The organism is Streptomyces candidus, assembly GCF_014207445.1.
Classification (GTDB): Bacteria; Actinomycetota; Actinomycetes; order Streptomycetales; family Streptomycetaceae; genus Streptomyces; species Streptomyces candidus.
In genome coordinates, this window is the sequence record NZ_JACHEM010000003.1 from 1 (window position 1) to 17,388 (window position 17,388).

A 17,388-nucleotide genomic window follows, 5' to 3' on the forward strand; every position below is an offset into this window, starting at 1 on the left:
CCAAGGGCATGGCTGGTTGGCTACGTTCGGAAAGGATAACCGCTGAAAGCATCTAAGCGGGAAGCCTGCTTCGAGATGAGTATTCCCACCCCCTTCGAGGGGTTAAGGCTCCCAGTAGACGACTGGGTTGATAGGCCAGATGTGGAAGCCCGGTAACGGGTGGAGCTGACTGGTACTAATAGGCCGAGGGCTTGTCCTCAGTTGCTCGCGTCCACTGTGTTAGTTCTGAAATAACGAACAGTCCTGTGACAGCAGCCAGGTGTTCAAATTTTCATAGTGTTTCGGTGGTCATAGCGTTAGGGAAACGCCCGGTTACATTCCGAACCCGGAAGCTAAGCCTTTCCGCGCCGATGGTACTGCAGGGGGGACCCTGTGGGAGAGTAGGACGCCGCCGAACAAATTTTAAAAAAAGCCGCTGCCCCCGAGTCTGTTGACTCGGGGGCAGCGGCTTTTTTGCGTTTATGGTCGACTCATGCGCTACGAACTGGTGATCTTCGACAACGACGGTGTCCTCGTGGACAGCGAACCGCTCTCCAACACCATCCTGTCCGGCTACCTGACCGAGCTCGGGCACCCCACGACGTACGACGAGTCCCTCAGGGACTACATGGGAGCGGCGGTGCACCGGGTGCACGACCTCATCAAGGAGAGGACCGGCCGGGATCTGCCCACGGACTTCGAGAGGAACCTTCAGGAGCGGATCTTCGCCGCGTTCGAGCGGGAGCTCCAGGGCGTGCCCGGAGTCGAGGACGTGCTCGGGGAACTGGTAGCGGATGGGGTGGCGTACTGCGTGGCCTCCTCCGGGAGTCACGAGCGGATCCGGGTTGGGCACCACAGGGCCGGGCTCGACCAGTGGTTCGAGGAGGAGTGGCTGTTCAGCTCCGAGGACGTGGGGAAGGGAAAGCCGGCCCCCGACCTGTTCCTGTACGCCGCCGAGCGTATGGGGGTCGCACCCGAGCGGTGCGTGGTGGTCGAGGACAGTCCGCTGGGAGTGCAGGCGGCTCGGTCGGCGGGGATGGACGTGTACGGCTACACAGCGATGACTCCCGTGGAACGCCTTGACGGAGCCAACGGGTACTTCTCGGACATGAAGGCGCTTCTCGGCCTGCTGGAGTGAGCAAAGGGGCGGGGTGTGGGTTGAGCCGAGCAGGCGGGGGGTGGGGCCGACCCGGTGGAGGTGAGGGGAGCAATGGGGTGGGTGACCCACCTACCCACAAGTAGTGCGGAGTCGTACTCTCACCGTTCATGACAGATGCGCGTCTGCGGCACGGCAAAGCTTCTCTGGCGCTGAGCTTCTTCGCCCAAGGCGTGGCCTTCGCGATCCTCGTGACGCGAATACCGGCGATCCAGAAACAGTACGGCTGGTCGGATGCGGTGCTTCCGGTCTTCTTGGCCGCCGTACCGGTGCTCGCCGGGGTCGGCAGTTTGGCCGCCGAGGCGTTGGCCAGGCGCGTGGGGCCGGCGGCGGTGCTGCGGTGGTCGCAGCCCATGGTGCTGCTGTCCCTGCTCGGGGTCGGCGGTGGACGTGAGATGTGGCACGGGGCGCTCGCGCTCGGGTTGTTCGGTGTCTCGGTCGGCATGCTGGATGCCTCGATGAACATGCTCGGGGTGAGCCTCCAACGTGCCTACGGGCGCAGCATCATGCTCGGATTCCATGCGGCGTACAGCCTCGGCGGGATCGTGGGGGCCTCGCTGGCGGGGCTCGGAGCGCACTGGGAGCTGTCCCTGCTGGTGTCGTATCTGCCGGTGGTGGCCGTGCTGGCGCCGACGGTGCTGGTCGCGAGCCGGTGGTACGTCGATGCGGCGAGTGCGGGGGGAGCGGGGGGTGCCGTCGGGGCGGGCAGGGGCGGGGGGAAGGCCGCGGGGGCGTTCTCGTTCAGGTTGCTGCTGCCGCTGTGCATGGTGATGGCCATCGCGTACATCGGGGACTCGACGGTGGCGAACTGGAGCGCCAAGTACCTGCGGGACGTGCTGGGTTCGTCCGAGGCGCTGGCGACCGTTCCGTACAACGTCTACATGGTGACGACGCTGATCGGGCGCTCCGTCGGAGACCTCGGGGTGCGGCGGTTCGGGGCGGTGGCGGTGGTGCGCTGCGGTGCGGTGGTCGCGGCCGTGGGGTTCGGGGTGGTGGCGGCGGCGCGGACGCCCTGGATGGGGATGGCCGGGTTCACGCTGCTGGGGCTCGGGCTGTGCGTGATCGTGCCGCAGACGTTCGCGGCGGCGGGACGGATGTTCCCGGCCGACAGTGACGTCGCCGTGGCGCGGCTGAACGTCTTCAACTACGTGGGCTTCCTGGTGGGATCGCCGTTGGTGGGGGCCGTCGGGGACGCCTGGAACTACCGGGCGGCGATGCTCGTGCCGATGGGTCTGGTGCTGGTGACGCTGGTGTACGCCCGTTCGTTCGACGGAGAGGGCGGCCGATACGGTGGCGGGCATGAGCGGTCGCGCACTGTTGATGTGGGATGACGCCGTCACGGCGTACAACTTCGGGGACCACCACCCGATGGATCCGGTGCGGCTCGCACTGACCATGGGGTTGGTACGGGCCTACGGGCTGGACACCGCGGTCGACGTGGTGGCGGCGCCGGCGGCAGGGGATTCCACCCTGCGGCTGGTGCACCGGCAGGACTATGTCGACGCGGTACGGGCGGCTTCGACGTCGCCCCGGGACGCGGACGCGGCGTACGGGCTGGGGACCGAGGACGATCCGGCCTTCCGCGGGATGCACGAGGCGGCCGCGCTGATCGCCGGACAGTCGGTGGGGGCCGCGGAGGCGCTGTGGCGGGGCGACGCCGCGCACGCGGTGAACTTCGCGGGCGGGCTCCACCACGCCATGCCGGGGTCGGCGGCCGGGTTCTGCGTCTACAACGACGCGGCACTGGCGATTGCCCGGCTGCTGGAGCTGGGCGTGGAGCGGATCGCCTACGTGGACGTGGACGTGCATCACGGGGACGGGGTGCAGGCAGCGTTCTGGGACGACCCGCGGGTGCTGACGGTCTCGTTGCACGAGCATCCCAGGCTGCTGTTCCCGGGGACCGGGTGGCCCGAGGAGACGGGAGGGGCTGGGGCTGCCGAGGGCAGCGCCGTGAACGTGGCCCTGCCGGCCGGGACGGGGGACGAGGGGTGGCTGCGGGCCTTCCACGCCGTGGTGCCTGAGCTGCTGGCCGATTTCCGCCCCCAGGTGCTGGTGACGCAGCACGGGGCGGACACGCACTTCGAGGACCCGCTGGCGCATCTCGCCGTGTCGCTGGACGCACAGCGGGCCGTGCAGGCGGCTTGTCATGAGCTGGCCCACGAGTACGTGGAGGGCGCGCGGTGGCTCGCGCTGGGGGGCGGGGGCTACGCGGTGGTGGATGTCGTGCCCCGGTCGTGGACGCACCTGGTGGGGATTGCGGCGCATCGGCCGGTGGAGCCGGAGTCGGTGATTCCGCAGAGCTGGAAGGACCAGGTCTACGCGCTCACGCGGGAGTTGGGGCCGGGGCGGATGACGGATGGGCGGACGGTGGCCTGGCGGGGGTGGGAAGAGGGGTACGACCCGGCGGATCGGGTGGATCAGGCCGTGGTGGCGGTGAGGGGGGCGGTGTTTCCGCTGCGGGGGTTGTTGGCGTAGGGGTTATGGGGGGTGCACCGTGCGGTGGGGGCCGCCTCCTTGCCCGCCCGTTCCGCCCCCGGGGTGCGGCCCCGCCGCCCAGGGGAGCTACGGCGGGCGGTCCGGCCCGAAGGGGGCGGGCGTAGGGGTGGTCGCGCCGCCACGGGGGCCGGCGTCGGGGGCGGCTCGCTGTTGGCTGGGGTTGGGCCATGGGGGTGGCGGGCTGGGGTTCGGGAGACGGGGGTGGGGGGTGGCGGGAGGATGAGGGGGTGGTGAGTCGTAGTGGGTTGAGGACGCATCTGGTGGCGGCGAAGTTGGCGGGGGAGGTGGCCACCGCGCGGGAGGTGAGCCTGCGGAGCTATCAGTTGTTCGGGGCGGGGGACCCCAGGGTTCTGCTGGGTCTGGAGCCGCAACAAGGTTGGCCGGAGCGCGAGTTGGTGCGGCTGATGGCGGAGAGGTGCGGTGTGTCGGGGGACGTGCGCTACCGGGTCGGCCCCGACTGCATCGACCCGGAACGCACGCTGGACGCCCTGGACGCCTTCGCCGAAAAGCTCGGGGAGGCGGCGGCGAACAGGACGCCAGTGCTGTTCGGAACGGGGCATCCGCACCGACTGGTCGATTTCTACGCCGCGTTGGCAGACGCCTTGTCGGCGGCGGGGTGTGAAGTGCTCACTCCCGCGCAGGATCGCCGTGTCGACATAACGACCCGGTTCGGCGTACGTACGTACAACCTTGACTACGTACGGGGAGTCGCGCTGATGCGCGAACCCGGCGCACAGGAGCCCGGGAGTGATACCGGCGTGCACTCCCATTCTCCACTGCCGGTTCGGGTGGTTCTGCAGGCGGCCGCGGAGGGTGCCGGGCCGCTTCCCGGGCTCGTGGTGGGGGACCACGGGTGGGTCTGCGGTGCAGGTCAGCTGGGGTTCGAGGCGATCGGGCTGGCGGACGTGGACGACCCCGCCCTGTTCGTCGGGGAGGCCGAGGGGCGGGTCGCCGTCGCCGTTCCGCTTGATGACGCTGTGCGGTCCGTTTACTACCGACCGCTTACTCGCTATGTACTCAATCGAGCGTGTCTGTCACGGTAGCGGGCCGATCGCATCTCCTCTTCCCCACTCGCATCACACGCCCCTAGTCTGGGGAGTGAGCGCACAGCGACGAAGAGTCACCGGAAGGGGAAGCCGGTGCGCGTCATGTGCGGAAGGTACAGGTGGGTCATGACTGCTTCAGGCGAGAGGCCTCTCAACGAGGTCAAGTTTCTGACCGTGGCGGAAGTCGCCTCGGTGATGCGAGTGTCAAAGATGACCGTGTACCGCTTGGTGCACAGCGGTCATCTGCCGGCGATCCGGGTGGGCAGGTCTTTCCGGGTCCCGGAGCAAGCGGTTCACGAGTACCTCCGGGAGTCCTTCGTGGGGGTGGAGACAGCCTAGGGTTCCCCTCGGATTACGTCCCTCACGAGGTGGCGGGTAGGCTAGGCCCTTGTAGGTCGTGTGGGCCCAGACGCCCCGCACCAGTTGAGAGAAGCGAGGGTAGTCGTGGGCTCTGTTATCAAGAAGCGGCGCAAGCGGATGGCCAAGAAGAAGCACCGCAAGCTGCTCAAGCGCACCCGCGTTCAGCGTCGTAACAAGAAGTAAGCGACAGCTGTTCGCAGTACGGAGAGGCCCTCCCGCCAGTGATGGCGGGAGGGCCTCTTCGCGTTGTCCGCCCCGTTCGGTGGGTACCCGGTGATTGCCGCCAACGCACGGCCCGTGCGGTCATCACAGCGCAACTTCAAGGCGCTACGGTGGCCGTCGGGGGGAGACCCGGTGGATACCCGGGGGCCTCAGGGGATACCGAGGGAAGGCGCTGATCTTGGGCAAGGTCGTGCTCGTCACAGGTGTGGCCCGGCAGCTGGGCGGCCGTTTCGTGCGGCGTGTGCAGCGCGACCCCGAGGTGGACCGGGTGATCGGGGTCGATGCCGTACCGCCCGAGCACCCTCTCGGGAGCGCGGATTTCGTCCAGGTGGACATCCGGCAGCCCGCGATCGCCCGGGTCCTCGCCGAGTACGGCGTCGACACCGTCGTGCACCTGGATGTGACCGGGACGCCGCTGGGCGGTGGCGGCGGGCGGACCGGGGTCAAGGAGACCAACGTCATCGGCACCATGCAGCTGCTCGGGGCGTGCCAGAAGTCGCCGACCGTGCAGCGGCTGGCCGTGAAGTCCACCACGAGCGTGTACGGGTCCGCGCCGCGGGACCCGGCCGTCTTCACCGAGGCCACGCCACCGAAGTCGCTGCCCAGCGGTGGCTTCGCGAAGGACGCCGTCGAGGTCGAGGGGTACGTACGGGGCTTCGCGCGACGGCGGCCGGACGTGGCGGTGTGCGTACTGCGGTTCGCGAACATCCTGGGGCCGTGCGCGGACACGCCGCTCGCCGACTACTTCTCGCTGCCCGCGCTGCCGACGGTCTTCGGATACGACCCCCGCCTGCAGTTCGTGCACGAGGACGACGTCCTGGAGGTGCTGCGGATCGCCGCGCACGAGCCCCGGCGCGGAACGCTGAACAGCGGGACCTTCAACATCGCGGGCGACGGGGTGCTGCTGCTGTCGCAGTGCGCACGCCGGCTGGGGCGGCCCACGGTGCCGTTCCTGCTGCCCGCCGTGCGGTGGGTCGGCTCCGCGCTGCGGACGGTGGGGATGAGTGACTTCTCGCCCGAGCAGATCCGGCTGCTCACGCACGGGCGGGTGGTGCGGACCACCCAGATGCGCGAGACGCTCGGCTTCGAGCCGAAGCACACGACGGCGGAGGCCTTCGCGGACTTCGCCCACAGCCGGGGAGCCGGGCTGCTGCCGCCCGAGGCCCTCGCGAGCGCCGTGGACCGGGCCGCCGGACACATCGGCCGGCTCGCCGAGTTCGTACGTACGGAAGCCTCGGAAGACCAGTCGTCCGCACCCCCGGCGTCCCCAGCACAGTCGTCGACAGCATCCAAGGAGCGCATCTGACATGGCCGACGCCAAGGTCATTCCCTTCGGTGACGATCCGCGGTCCCGGCGCGGGACGGGAGCCGCGCGCTCGGGCCCGGCCAAGCGCGGCAGCGGCGGCGGGCGCAAGGGGGGTGCCGCGGCGTCGGGGGGCACGCTGGCCCCCGTACCGGAGCAGCACGACCCGTTGCCCCGGACGCCCCTCGACGCGTCCGAGGAGCCGGGCGCGGAGCGCGGAGGCTGGGACAGCCGGATCGCGGGCGGGCTCTCCTTCCTGCGGCGGCGGATCACCGGGGACTACGAGGTCGACGAGTTCGGGTACGACAAGGAACTCACCGACCAGGTCCTGATGTCGATGGTCCGGCCGTTCTACGAGAAGTACTTCCGGGTCGAGGTCAAGGGCATCGAGAACGTCCCCACGGAGGGTGGGGCGCTGATCGTGGCCAATCACTCCGGGACCTTGCCGCTGGACGGGCTGATGCTCCAGGCCGCGGTGCACGACGAGCACCCGGCGGGGCGGCACCTGCGGTTGCTCGCCGCCGACCTGGTCTTCGTGCTGCCGGTGGTCAACGAGCTGGCGCGCAAGGCCGGGCACACCCTGGCGTGCGCGGAGGACGCTCGGGCGCTGCTGGAGCGCGGGGAACTGGTCGGGGTGATGCCGGAGGGGTTCAAGGGCATCGGGAAGCCCTTCGGCGAGCGCTACAAGCTCCAGCGCTTCGGGCGCGGCGGCTTCGTGTCGACGGCGATGCGGGCGGGGGCGCCGATCGTGCCGTGCTCGATCGTGGGCGCGGAGGAGATCTACCCGATGGTCGGGAACTCCAGGACGCTGGCCCGGGTGCTGGGTCTGCCGTACTTCCCGATCACGCCGACGTTCCCGTGGCTGGGGCCGCTGGGGTTGGTGCCGCTGCCGACGAAGTGGACGATCCAGTTCGGCGAGCCGATTCCGACCGACGGGTACACGGAGGAGGCGGCGGAGGATCCGATGCTGATGTTCAATCTGACGGACCAGGTGCGCGAGCAGATCCAGCACACCCTCTACAAGCTGTTGGTGCAGAGGCGGTCGGTCTTCTTCTGACCGTCGTTCTCCGACCCCGGTGCAGGGTGGGCACGAGGACGCCGCGTGCAGCGACGGCCGGTGTCCTTCCCGTACGTACGGTACGAACCGGCCGCCGCTGCACGGCGCTTGCTATCCCCTGCTGTCCTCGGCGTCGATGCCCAGGCCCGGCAGTACGTCCGGGAGGATGGGCGGAATCGTGACGTCGGGGACGGCCGGCCCGGGGGGCTTGGCCGGGGCGGACGGCGCGTCGGGTTTGTCGGGCGCGGGCGGGTCGAGCAGGTCGCCGGCTCCGCCGACGAGGTTCTCGGACGGGGCACCGTCCGAGGACGACGCGGGCGGGGGTGTGCTGTCGGGCCTGCCTCCCTGTTGCGGTGCGCCGGGTGTGCTGCCGGGGGCGGCGGGACGGGTCCCGTCGGTCCGGTGCGGGGTGCCCGGGCGGTCCTTGTGGGTGCTCGGAGCGGCCGGCTTCTGGTCCGGCTGCGGCGGCTTGGGCAGCAGGGACTGGAGTGGGGCCACCTTCTGGTCTATGGCGTCGAACACCGAACTCACCTGCGAGCCGACGTCGCCCAACTGCGGGGGCAGCAGGCTGCGCAGGCTGCTCCAACTCTCCCGGTGGGACTGGGAGAAGGCGGTCAGCGCCTGGATGGGGCCGATGTCGCCGTCTCTCTCGTACGCCTCGTAGAGGAGCCGGTGGCCCTCACTGACGTCGTGCTTCATGCCGTTCAACGTGCGCCGTACTTCGCCCAGTTGCTCGTGGTCGAGGTCGGCGGCCCTGCCCCGCTCCATGAGGCGTCTTGCCTCCTGGAGTCTGGTGGACGCCTGGTCGAGGTAGATCTGGCCCCGGTCGGACTCGTCGCCCGCCATGGTGAGCTTCAGATCTTCCATGCCGCGCTTGAGCCCGTACAGCGAATCACCGGGGAGGGCGTTGGAGCTGGCGGCGGCCACGCCGCTGAAGGCTCCGGCCGCCACGCCCACGGTGAGTCCGCCCGCCGCGAGGCCTTTCGACCAGCGGGAGCGGGGGCGCAGTTTGCGGAGGGCGGTGGCCCGGTGGGCTCCCCGCCCCGTGCGCTGTTCGGGCACCTGAGGGCCGGTGGGCCCTGCCGCGGTGCCTTCCAGCATCATGGCTTCCATGGCGGCGACGAGCTGCGCCCGTTGCACCACTTTGACCTCGGGGTCCATCTCCGGTGCGGGCAGGTCGCCAAGACCCGCGGCCAGGGACAGCAGTGTCCCCTGGTCGGCAGACCTTTCGGCTGCTCCGGCCGTACCTTCGGGCTGTTCGGCCGCCGTGCCCTGGAGTTCCTGATCCTCCAGCGCCTGGGCGAAGGCGTTGGCCCGCCGGTGCGCCGATACGTTCGCGATCACTGGCGGCACCTCCTCTCATCATGACGATCGACTCCCCGGGTGATCCGGAAGGTTGCACGCCATGGAAGCATCCACCCGAATGGGTGAGTGGCTGCGGGCATGGCGTGACCGCAGGGAGCCTGCATCCCGCACAACGAGCCGCCGGGCACTTGGGTTACGGACGAAAGATGATCCGACTGCCGAAGATGTCAGGCTTCGACAGCCGGTGATCGAACGGTCACCTTGTGTCAGAGACGACCGGAGGTGGCGGTCACCTGGCGTCGTCGGGGAGCAGGCGGGCCAGGGTGCGGACGGCCCGGTACTGGAGGGTCTTGATCGCGCCCTCGTTCTTGCCCATGACGCGGGCCGTCTCGGCGACCGAGAGGCCTTGCAGGAAGCGGAGTGTGACGCACTCCTGCTGCTGCGGGTTGAGCTTGCGCACGGCTTCCAGCAGGGCCGCGTTGGAGAGCGACTCCAGGACGGAGTCCTCCGGACTGCGCTCGACCTCGTTGGCGTCGAGCATTTCGCCCGTGGTCACTTCGAGCCTGAACCGGCTCGATTTGAAGTGGTCCGCGACCAGGTTCCGGGCGATGGTGACCAGCCAGGCGCCGAAATCGCGGCCCTGCCAGGTGAAGGTGGAGATCCTCCGCAGGGCGCGCAGGAACGTCTCGCTGGTCAGGTCTTCTGCTGTCGCCTTTCCGCCGACGCGGTAGTAGATGTAGCGGTAGACCGTGTCGCTGTACTGGTCGTAGAGGCGGCCGAAGGCATCGGCTTCGCCTCCCTGGGCGCGCTCGACCAGATCCATCATGCGCGCGCTGTCGCTGTCGGCGGTGGGCCGACGGACGGTGGACGTGCCGGTGCCCGAGCTGCCGGTGCCACGGCTACGTCTGCCGACGGCGGCACCGCCGTCGGCGAGGGCATAGCAGGGTCCGGCAGGTAGAGGGGTGGCAAAGGCGGGGACGGCGTACGCGGTGGGGACGAAGCCGCGCAGACGGTTTGCGACCGTTGCGCGCAGCGTAGCCAGGCCCGAGGCGTCAACCCCGACGTGTGGGTACACGGGACTCCCAGAGGCAGAGCTTCCATCACGTGCAGTACCGGACTGTTCACTCGTGATGCTGATGAATGGGTTCCGGAATGCGTCTGAGGAGAATAACGCTTCGTACAGGCAGCGCTACACCCAGTTGCTCAAATCACCGTTTCCGTCTCTTCTGTTACGTCTAGGCGACGTATCAAGTAGCAGTTCGTGACCACTTGTTGATCAGATCGGGCCTCGAACTGTCTGGTTGCCCGATCTGTTGTGGCCGAGTGCCGGGGAGAGGACTGACGGTGGAGGGGCCGGGGTAAGCCCTGTGGATTGGCCGTACGACGGCGAAGGGCCGGGCGCACCCCGGGAGGTGGGGCGCGCCCGGCCCTTGTGCGTGCCGGTTGCGGTTTCTTTCGTACGGAAGCGGAATGTGGCGGCCGGCGGCGGACGGCCCGTGCGGTCCGGCGGGACCGCGCGGGCTCAGCGGCGGCGGCGGTGCAGTGCGAGGGCCGCCGCGGTGCCGCCCGCGAGGGCGCCGACACCGGCCGCGGCGGGGATGCCCACCTTGGCGGCCTTGCGTCCGGTGCGGTAGTCGCGCAGCCGCCACTCGCGTTCGCGGGCGTACTTGCGGAGCTTGGCGTCCGGGTTGATCGCGTACGGGTGGCCGACGAGCGAGAGCATCGGGATGTCGTTGTGGCTGTCGCTGTACGCGGCGCAGCGGGTGAGGTCGAGTCCCTCGGCGGCGGAGAGCGCGCGCACCGCCTCCGCCTTCGCGGGGCCGTGCAGCGGTTCGCCGACCAGGCGGCCGGTGTAGATCCCGTCGTGGGACTCGGCGACGGTGCCGAGCGCGCCGGTCAGGCCGAGGCGCCGGGCGATGATGGTGGCCGTTTCGACGGGGGCGGCCGTCACCAGCCAGACCTTCTGGCCCGCGTCGAGGTGGGCCTGGGCGAGGGCGCGGGTGCCGGGCCAGATGCGCTCGGCCATGTACTCGTCGTAGATCTCCTCGCCGATGGTCATCAGCTCGGAGACCTTGTGGCCCTTGACGATGGACAGCGCGCTCTCGCGGGCGTCCTGCATGTGCTCGGGGTCCTCGACCCCGGCCAGCCGGAACCAGGCTTGCTGCCAGGCGAAGCGGGCCAGTTCCTGGCGTTCGAAGAAATGCCGCTTGTAGAGGCCGCGGCCGAAGTGGAAGATCGCGGCGCCCTGCATGACGGTGTTGTCGAGGTCGAAGAAGGCGGCGGCCTCGGTGTCGCCGTGGACGGGGAAGTCGGGCTCGGGAGTCGTTTCGTCCGGAGCCCCGGGGCCGGCGGCGCGGGCCGCGTCCAGCTCTTCGAGTTCCAGTGACGACTTGCGTGCTGCTTCGGCTGCAGCCTCGCCCGCCAGCACGCTCCGTGCGGTCGCGGAGCGCCTACGGGGGGTGAGCCATCCCAGTGCGGCCATGTCGTGAGCATAGCCATTCTGTTCGGGAGTTCCTGAGCGGGAGGGCTGCGGAGGTGTGAACTCTCCGGGGCGGGGGTGTGACGGAGATCGGGTACGGAGATCGCGTACCGGACGGTGTGGGGGACCGTGTCCGGCGTCGCCCGGGGAGGAACGCGGCGGGGCGGCGAGAATGGGGGGATGTCTCCTTTGCTGCGGCGCAACAAGAAGAAGGAGCCGGGGCAGCGGCTCGTCACATTGATCGGGAAGCCCGGGTGCCATCTGTGCGACGACGCGCGGGTGGTCGTCGAGGAGGTGTGCGGGGAGCTGGGGGTGGCCTGGGAGGAGAAGGACATCTCGGTGGACGAGGAGCTGTACCGGCACTACTGGGAGCAGATTCCGGTGGTCCTGGTGGACGGGGAGCAGCACACGTTCTGGAAGGTGGACGGGGCGAGGCTGCGGAGGGAACTGGGGGCGTAGGGAGAGGGCCGGGGTGGTGCACGGGGGCGACGGGGCGCCCGGCCCCGGTGAGGGGCGCACCGGGGGCCTGCGCGGTGGCCGGTCGGCCGAGGGGCGGCGCGAGGGGAGAGGGAAGGCTCGGGGCGGCGTACCATCGGTGGTGGTTTGGGTTGGCTTGGGGGCTGATTTGTGGGGGGAGTGTCCGGGTTTGCTCCCGAAGCTCGCGCGACGTCGCCGCACCTGTTCCGGTTCCCCTATTACGGGCCGTGAGCGCGTGACCCCGGTCACTTTGCTTGGACAAATCGGACACCATCTTTGTGCACGCGTTCACAAAGACATAGCCTGCATTCGACGGGGCGGTCCTGGGACTTACGGCCGCCTGCAGCCCCGCTCATCCCGCAGGAGCACCGTGGCAACTGGCCGAACTCACCGACCGGCGACCCGCAGCCGAGGCATTCCCGAGGCCACCGTCGCCCGCCTTCCGCTGTATCTGCGCGCCCTCACCGCGCTCTCCGAGCGCTCGGTTCCGACCGTGTCCTCGGAGGAGCTGGCCGCAGCCGCGGGGGTCAATTCCGCGAAGCTGCGGAAGGACTTCTCGTACCTGGGGTCCTACGGCACCCGGGGCGTGGGCTACGACGTCGAGTACCTCGTCTACCAGATCTCGCGTGAGCTGGGCCTCACCCAGGACTGGCCGGTCGTCATCGTCGGCATCGGAAACCTCGGCGCGGCGCTGGCCAACTACGGCGGTTTCGCCTCCCGCGGATTCCGGGTGGCCGCCCTCATCGACGCCGACCCCGCGATGGCCGGAAAGCCTGTCGCCGGGATGCCCGTCCAGCACACGGACGAGCTGGAGAAGATCATCGAGGAGAACGGTGTCTCCATCGGAGTCATCGCCACTCCGGCGGGCGCCGCACAGCAGGTCAGCGAGCGGCTGATCGCGGCCGGCGTGACGTCGATCCTCAACTTCGCCCCGACCGTCCTCCAGGTGCCCGAGGGGGTGGACGTGCGCAAGGTCGACCTGTCGATCGAGCTGCAGATCCTCGCCTTCCACGAGCAGCGCAAGGCCGGTGACGCCGAGGCCGCCGCCGCTGCCCTGCTGCCGCCCGCCGCGCGCCGTGCGGCCGAGGCCGCCGCGAACCGGAAGGGACCCGACGGCGACGTGCCCGCCGTGATGCCGGCATGAGCCTCCTGGTCGTCGGGCTGAGCCACCGCAGTGCCCCCGTCAGCGTGCTGGAGCGTGCCTCGCTCGCCGCGGACGCCAAGGCGAAGCTGCTGCAGGACACCCTCGCCTCCGAGCCCGCCGCCGAGGCGACCGTGCTCGCCACCTGCAACCGCATCGAGCTGTACGCCGACGTGGAGAAGTTCCACGCGGGTGTGGCCGAGCTCTCGACGCTGCTCGCCCAGCACAGCGGCGTGGGGCTGGAGGAGCTGACTCCTTATCTCTACGTGCACTACGAGGACAGGGCGGTCCACCACCTGTTCTCGGTGGCCTGCGGCCTCGACTCGATGGTCGTCGGCGAGGGGCAGATCCTCGGACAGATCAAGGACGCGCTCGCCCTCGGGCAGGAACTGCACACCGCGGGCCGCCTGATCAACGACCTGTTCCAGCAGGCCCTGCGCGTCGGCAAGCGGGCGCACTCCGAGACCGGGATCGACCGGGCCGGACAGTCGCTGGTGACCTTCGGCCTGGAACAGCTCGCCGACGGCGCGCCGGTGGCCGAGTGGGCCGTCGGCAAGCGGGCACTGGTCATCGGCGCCGGTTCCATGTCCTCCCTCGCCGCGGCGACCCTCGCACGGGTCGGCGTGGCCGAGGTCGTGGTCGCGAACCGGACGGCCGAGCGGGCCGAGCGGCTCGCCGGGATCCTGAACCAGTCCGGAGGCACCGCCCGTGCGGTGCCGATGGACGACGTGGCCCGGGAACTGACACGAGTCGACGTCGCGATCTCGTGCACCGGGGCGACCGGCCTCGTACTGACCGTGGAGGACGTGGCGGACGCCCTGGGCGTACCCGCCGACACGGCCGCCGCGCAGACCGCGCCCGGTCACGTACCGCAGATGCGGACCGAGCCCGACGCGGGCTCCCTCGAACTGCACGGCGCGTGGGCCGACAACGGCGAGGCGGCGGCGCAGTCCGTACGCACGCCCAAGCCGGTCGGCGCCGAAGGGGCCGCGGTGCGTCTCGCGCTGCTGGACCTCGCCATGCCGCGCGACATCGACGGCGCCGCTCACCGGCTCGACGGCGTGCGGCTGGTGGACATCGAGTCGCTCGCCGACGCGGCCGCGGACGCACCCATGGCCGCCGACGTGGAACTGGTGCGCGGGATCGTCGCGGCGGAGGTGGCCGCTTTCGGGGCCGCCCAGCGGGCCGCGCAGATCACGCCGACCGTGGTGGCGCTGCGCAGCATGGCCGCCGACGTCGTGACCAACGAGGTCGCGCGGCTGGAGGGCCGGCTCCCCGGCCTGGACGCCAAGCAGCGGGCCGAGATCACGCAGACCGTACGACGCGTGGTCGACAAGCTGCTGCACGCGCCGACCGTACGGGTCAAGCAGCTGGCCAGCGAGCCCGGCGGCGCCGGGTACGCCGACGCCCTGCGCGAGCTCTTCGACCTCGACCCGCAGACGGTCGCGGCGGTGAGCAGGGCCGATGCGCCCAAGGACGACTTGAACGACACCACCGGTGCCGAGAGCGCGAAGAGAGGGCGGGCATGACTGAAGCCGCTGAGGCCAACACGGCCTTGAAGCTGGGGACTCGGCGCAGCAGGCTGGCCATGGCCCAGTCCGGACATGTCGCCGACGCGGTGCGCGCACTGACCGGCCGCGAGGTCGAGTTGGTGGAGATCACCACCTACGGCGACGTGTCGAAGGAGCAGCTCGCACAGATCGGCGGGACGGGCGTCTTCGTCACGGCACTGCGCGACGCGCTGCTGAAGGGGGAGGTGGACTTCGCGGTGCATTCGCTGAAGGACCTGCCGACCGCGCAGCCCGACGACCTCGCGCTGGCCGCCGTACCCCCGCGGGAGGACCCGCGGGACGTACTGGTGGCACGCGACGGGCTGACCTTCGCGCAGCTGCCCGACGGCGCCCGCGTCGGCACGGGCTCGCCGCGCCGCATGGCCCAGCTGAACGCGTACGCGCGCGGTCACGGGCTGAACATCCAGACCGTGCCGATCCGGGGCAACATCGACACCCGGGTCGGATACGTACGCAGCGGCGAACTGGACGCGGTGGTTCTCGCCGCGGCCGGGCTGCGCCGTATCGGCAGGGTCGACGAGGTGTCCGAGTTCCTGGACACCGACGTGGTCCTGCCCGCCCCCGGCCAGGGGGCACTGGCCATCGAGTGCGCGGCGGACAACGCCGACCTCGCCGCCATGCTCGCCCAACTCGACGACCCGCACACGCGGTGCGCCGTGACGGCCGAGCGAGCCCTGCTCGCCGCCCTGGAAGCCGGTTGCAGCGCACCTGTGGGTGCGTTGGCCGACTTGCTGGTTGACGGGCAGATTGTCAATCAAATGCGCCTGCGGGGTGTCGTCGGCTCGACCGACGGCACCGAGCTGGTGCAGCTGTCCACTACCGGTCCCGTACCCACGTCGCACCACGCCGCGGAGGCTTTCGGGCGCGAACTCGCGTCCGAGATGCTCGCCAAGGGTGCGGCCGGTCTTATGGGGGAGCGAGCACTTTGAGCCCCACCAACACCCCTGCATCCTCGGTGTTCTCCGCACCAGGGCACGTCACCTTCCTCGGCGCCGGACCCGGCGACCCGGGCCTGCTGACACTGCGCGCTGTCGAGGCGCTGTCGAGCGCCGACGTGCTGATCGCCGAGCCCGCCGTGCTCGATGTCGTACGTGCTCATGCGAAGGCGGGCGTAAGCACGCCTCAGCTGGCGGTGGTTGACGATGCGTCAGCGACCGCGGGCACGCCGGAGATCCGGACGCCGATGTCGTCCAAGGTCGTGGTCAATCTTGTCATGGAGGCTGCGCGGAACGGCAAGCGGGTCGTCCGTGCCGTCTCCGGCGACCCCGGGCTGGACGGCAACGCGGGCGAGGAGATGCTCGCCTGCGCCGCCGAGGGCGTGGCCTTCGAGGTCGTCCCGGGCGTCGCGACCGCCGTCGGCGTGCCCGCCTACGCGGGTGTCCCGCTGCGGGACGCGGCCGGAGCGGACGTACGGTTCGTCGACGCCCGTACCGCCGACGAGCGCTGCTGGGCGGAGGTCGGCGCGAGCGACGCGACGGCCGTCGTCTCCACGACGCTCGACGCGGTGGCCGCCGCCGCCGGTGAACTGGTGTCGGCGGGCCGCAAGCCCGACACCCCGATGACGGTGACGGTCGCCGGCACCACGACGCGCCAGCGCACGTGGAACGCGACGCTGGGCACCGTCGCCCAGGTGCTGAAGCAGGCGAAGGTGCTGCCCTCGCCGGAGGGCCACCAGCCCGTCATAGCCGTGGTCGGCGAGCGCAGCGCCGCCGCGCAGCGCGAGCAGCTGTCCTGGTTCGAGTCGAAGCCGCTGTTCGGCTGGCGGGTGCTCGTGCCGCGTACGAAGGAGCAGGCGGCGTCGCTCTCCGACCAGCTCAGGTCGTACGGCGCGGTCCCGCACGAGGTGCCGACGATCGCCGTCGAGCCGCCGCGCACCCCGCAGCAGATGGAACGGGCCGTCAAGGGCCTGGTCACCGGGCGCTACGAGTGGATCGCCTTCACCTCGGTGAACGCCGTCAAGGCGGTGCGGGAGAAGTTCGAGGAGTACGGGCTCGACGCGCGCGCCTTCGCCGGGATCAAGGTCGCGGCGGTCGGCGAGCAGACCGCCGCCTCGCTGGTCGAGTTCGGTGTGAAGCCGGACCTGGTGCCCAGCGGTGAGCAGTCGGCCGCCGGACTCCTTGAGGACTGGCCGCCCTACGACCCGGTCTTCGACCCGATCGACCGCGTCTTCCTGCCGCGCGCCGACATCGCGACGGAGACGCTCGTCGCCGGGCTCATCGAGCTCGGCTGGGAGGTCGACGACGTCACCGCGTACCGGACCGTGCGGGCTTCGCCGCCGCCGGCGGACACGCGGGAGGCGATCAAGGGCGGCGGCTTCGACGCCGTTCTGTTCACGTCCTCCAGCACGGTACGCAACCTGGTCGGCATCGCCGGGAAGCCGCACAACGTGACGGTCATCGCCTGCATCGGCCCCGCGACGGCGAAGACCGCCGAGGAGCACGGGCTGCGCGTCGACGTGCTGTCGCCGGAACCGTCGGTGTCGCGGCTGGCGGAGGCGCTCGCCGAGTTCGGCGCGGCGCGCCGGGTGGCGGCGCTGGAGGCGGGCGAGCACGTGGCCAGACCGAGCGAGCGGCGGCCGGGGTCGCGGAGGCGGCGCACGACCTGAAAGCGGCGACGCGGCGCGTGAGGTGAGGCGTCGGGTGCGGTGAGGGGCCGCGCGGCAGCGTGCTGTGGGCCGTGCGGGCTGTGGGCCGTGCGTGCTGTGGTGCGCGCGTGCTGTGGTGCGCGGTTGCGGTGAGTGGTTGCCGTGTGTGGGGCGGCCGGGGATTTCTTCCCCGGCCGCCCCTTTCGTGTGCG

At 70.4% G+C, this 17,388-nt stretch carries 16 protein-coding genes and 2 rRNA genes; 15 read left to right on the top strand and 3 right to left on the bottom strand.

From position 1 onward, the window contains the following. The 10 genes from HNQ79_RS05890 to HNQ79_RS05935 form a co-directional block, all read left to right on the top strand. Positions 1–199: ribosomal RNA gene (locus HNQ79_RS05890) — 23S ribosomal RNA — on the top strand; the annotation flags it as partial. An 81-nt stretch (positions 200–280) separates the two neighbouring features. After that, positions 281–397: ribosomal RNA gene (gene rrf / locus HNQ79_RS05895) — 5S ribosomal RNA — on the top strand. A gap of 75 nt (positions 398–472) precedes the next feature. Next, positions 473–1,117, top strand: a complete 645-nt coding sequence (locus HNQ79_RS05900; protein WP_185027733.1) for an HAD family hydrolase — start codon at positions 473–475, stop codon at positions 1,115–1,117. Positions 1,118–1,245: 128 nt separating this feature from the next. Beyond that, on the top strand, positions 1,246–2,466 hold the full coding sequence (locus tag HNQ79_RS05905; protein WP_185027735.1) for an MFS transporter: 1,221 nt from the start codon (positions 1,246–1,248) through the stop codon (positions 2,464–2,466). After that, positions 2,435–3,610, top strand: coding sequence for an acetoin utilization protein AcuC (locus tag HNQ79_RS05910; RefSeq protein WP_185027737.1), 1,176 nt, complete (start codon positions 2,435–2,437; stop codon positions 3,608–3,610). Before HNQ79_RS05905 ends, HNQ79_RS05910 begins: the two co-directional genes overlap by 32 nt. A 248-nt stretch (positions 3,611–3,858) precedes the next feature. After that, positions 3,859–4,674 (top strand): phosphatase, encoded by an 816-nt coding sequence (locus HNQ79_RS05915; protein WP_185028690.1) that lies wholly within the window; start codon positions 3,859–3,861, stop codon positions 4,672–4,674. A gap of 129 nt (positions 4,675–4,803) precedes the next feature. After that, the gene (locus tag HNQ79_RS05920) at positions 4,804–5,016 is read left to right on the top strand and encodes a helix-turn-helix domain-containing protein (protein WP_185027739.1); all 213 of its coding nucleotides are present in this window, start codon (positions 4,804–4,806) and stop codon (positions 5,014–5,016) included. 105 nt (positions 5,017–5,121) lie between these two features. Continuing rightward, positions 5,122–5,220, top strand: a complete 99-nt coding sequence (locus HNQ79_RS05925; protein ID WP_003948845.1) for a 30S ribosomal protein bS22 — start codon at positions 5,122–5,124, stop codon at positions 5,218–5,220. Positions 5,221–5,437: 217 nt separating this feature from the next. Further along, a complete protein-coding gene (locus tag HNQ79_RS05930) occupies positions 5,438–6,565 on the top strand; it encodes an NAD-dependent epimerase/dehydratase family protein (RefSeq protein ID WP_185027741.1) in 1,128 nt (375 codons plus the stop codon). Between the two features lies 1 nt (position 6,566). Then, the gene (locus tag HNQ79_RS05935) at positions 6,567–7,619 is read left to right on the top strand and encodes a lysophospholipid acyltransferase family protein (RefSeq protein ID WP_185027743.1); all 1,053 of its coding nucleotides are present in this window, start codon (positions 6,567–6,569) and stop codon (positions 7,617–7,619) included. A gap of 111 nt (positions 7,620–7,730) precedes the next feature. Here HNQ79_RS05935 and HNQ79_RS05940 read toward each other — a convergent pair whose 3' ends face one another. The 3 genes from HNQ79_RS05940 to HNQ79_RS05950 all read right to left on the bottom strand — a co-directional run bounded on the left by HNQ79_RS05940 (position 7,731) and on the right by HNQ79_RS05950 (position 11,406). Next, on the bottom strand, positions 7,731–8,963 hold the full coding sequence (locus HNQ79_RS05940; protein ID WP_185027745.1) for a DUF5667 domain-containing protein: 1,233 nt from the start codon (positions 8,961–8,963) through the stop codon (positions 7,731–7,733). A 250-nt stretch (positions 8,964–9,213) separates the two neighbouring features. After that, positions 9,214–9,999 carry an ECF subfamily RNA polymerase sigma factor, BldN family gene (locus HNQ79_RS05945; RefSeq protein ID WP_185027747.1) on the bottom strand — a complete coding sequence of 262 codons (786 nt, stop codon included), beginning with the start codon at positions 9,997–9,999 and terminating at the stop codon, positions 9,214–9,216. Positions 10,000–10,446: 447 nt separating this feature from the next. Further along, positions 10,447–11,406, bottom strand: a complete 960-nt coding sequence (locus HNQ79_RS05950) for an HAD family hydrolase (protein ID WP_185027749.1) — start codon at positions 11,404–11,406, stop codon at positions 10,447–10,449. Between the two features lie 177 nt (positions 11,407–11,583). Between HNQ79_RS05950 and HNQ79_RS05955 the strand changes: the two genes are divergently transcribed. The 5 genes from HNQ79_RS05955 to HNQ79_RS05975 all read left to right on the top strand — a co-directional run bounded on the left by HNQ79_RS05955 (position 11,584) and on the right by HNQ79_RS05975 (position 17,197). After that, positions 11,584–11,862 carry a glutaredoxin family protein gene (locus tag HNQ79_RS05955; RefSeq protein ID WP_185027751.1) on the top strand — a complete coding sequence of 93 codons (279 nt, stop codon included), beginning with the start codon at positions 11,584–11,586 and terminating at the stop codon, positions 11,860–11,862. 388 nt (positions 11,863–12,250) lie between these two features. Next, positions 12,251–13,024, top strand: a complete 774-nt coding sequence (locus HNQ79_RS05960) for a redox-sensing transcriptional repressor Rex (RefSeq protein ID WP_185027753.1) — start codon at positions 12,251–12,253, stop codon at positions 13,022–13,024. After that, on the top strand, positions 13,021–14,550 hold the full coding sequence (locus tag HNQ79_RS05965) for a glutamyl-tRNA reductase (protein ID WP_185027755.1): 1,530 nt from the start codon (positions 13,021–13,023) through the stop codon (positions 14,548–14,550). The genes HNQ79_RS05960 and HNQ79_RS05965 overlap by 4 nt, the downstream gene beginning before the upstream one ends. Then, a complete protein-coding gene (gene hemC, locus HNQ79_RS05970; protein WP_185027757.1) occupies positions 14,547–15,521 on the top strand; it encodes a hydroxymethylbilane synthase in 975 nt (324 codons plus the stop codon). The genes HNQ79_RS05965 and hemC overlap by 4 nt, the downstream gene beginning before the upstream one ends. Next, positions 15,518–17,197, top strand: a complete 1,680-nt coding sequence (locus HNQ79_RS05975; RefSeq protein WP_185027759.1) for a bifunctional uroporphyrinogen-III C-methyltransferase/uroporphyrinogen-III synthase — start codon at positions 15,518–15,520, stop codon at positions 17,195–17,197. Before hemC ends, HNQ79_RS05975 begins: the two co-directional genes overlap by 4 nt. Positions 17,198–17,388: the final 191 nt, after the last annotated feature.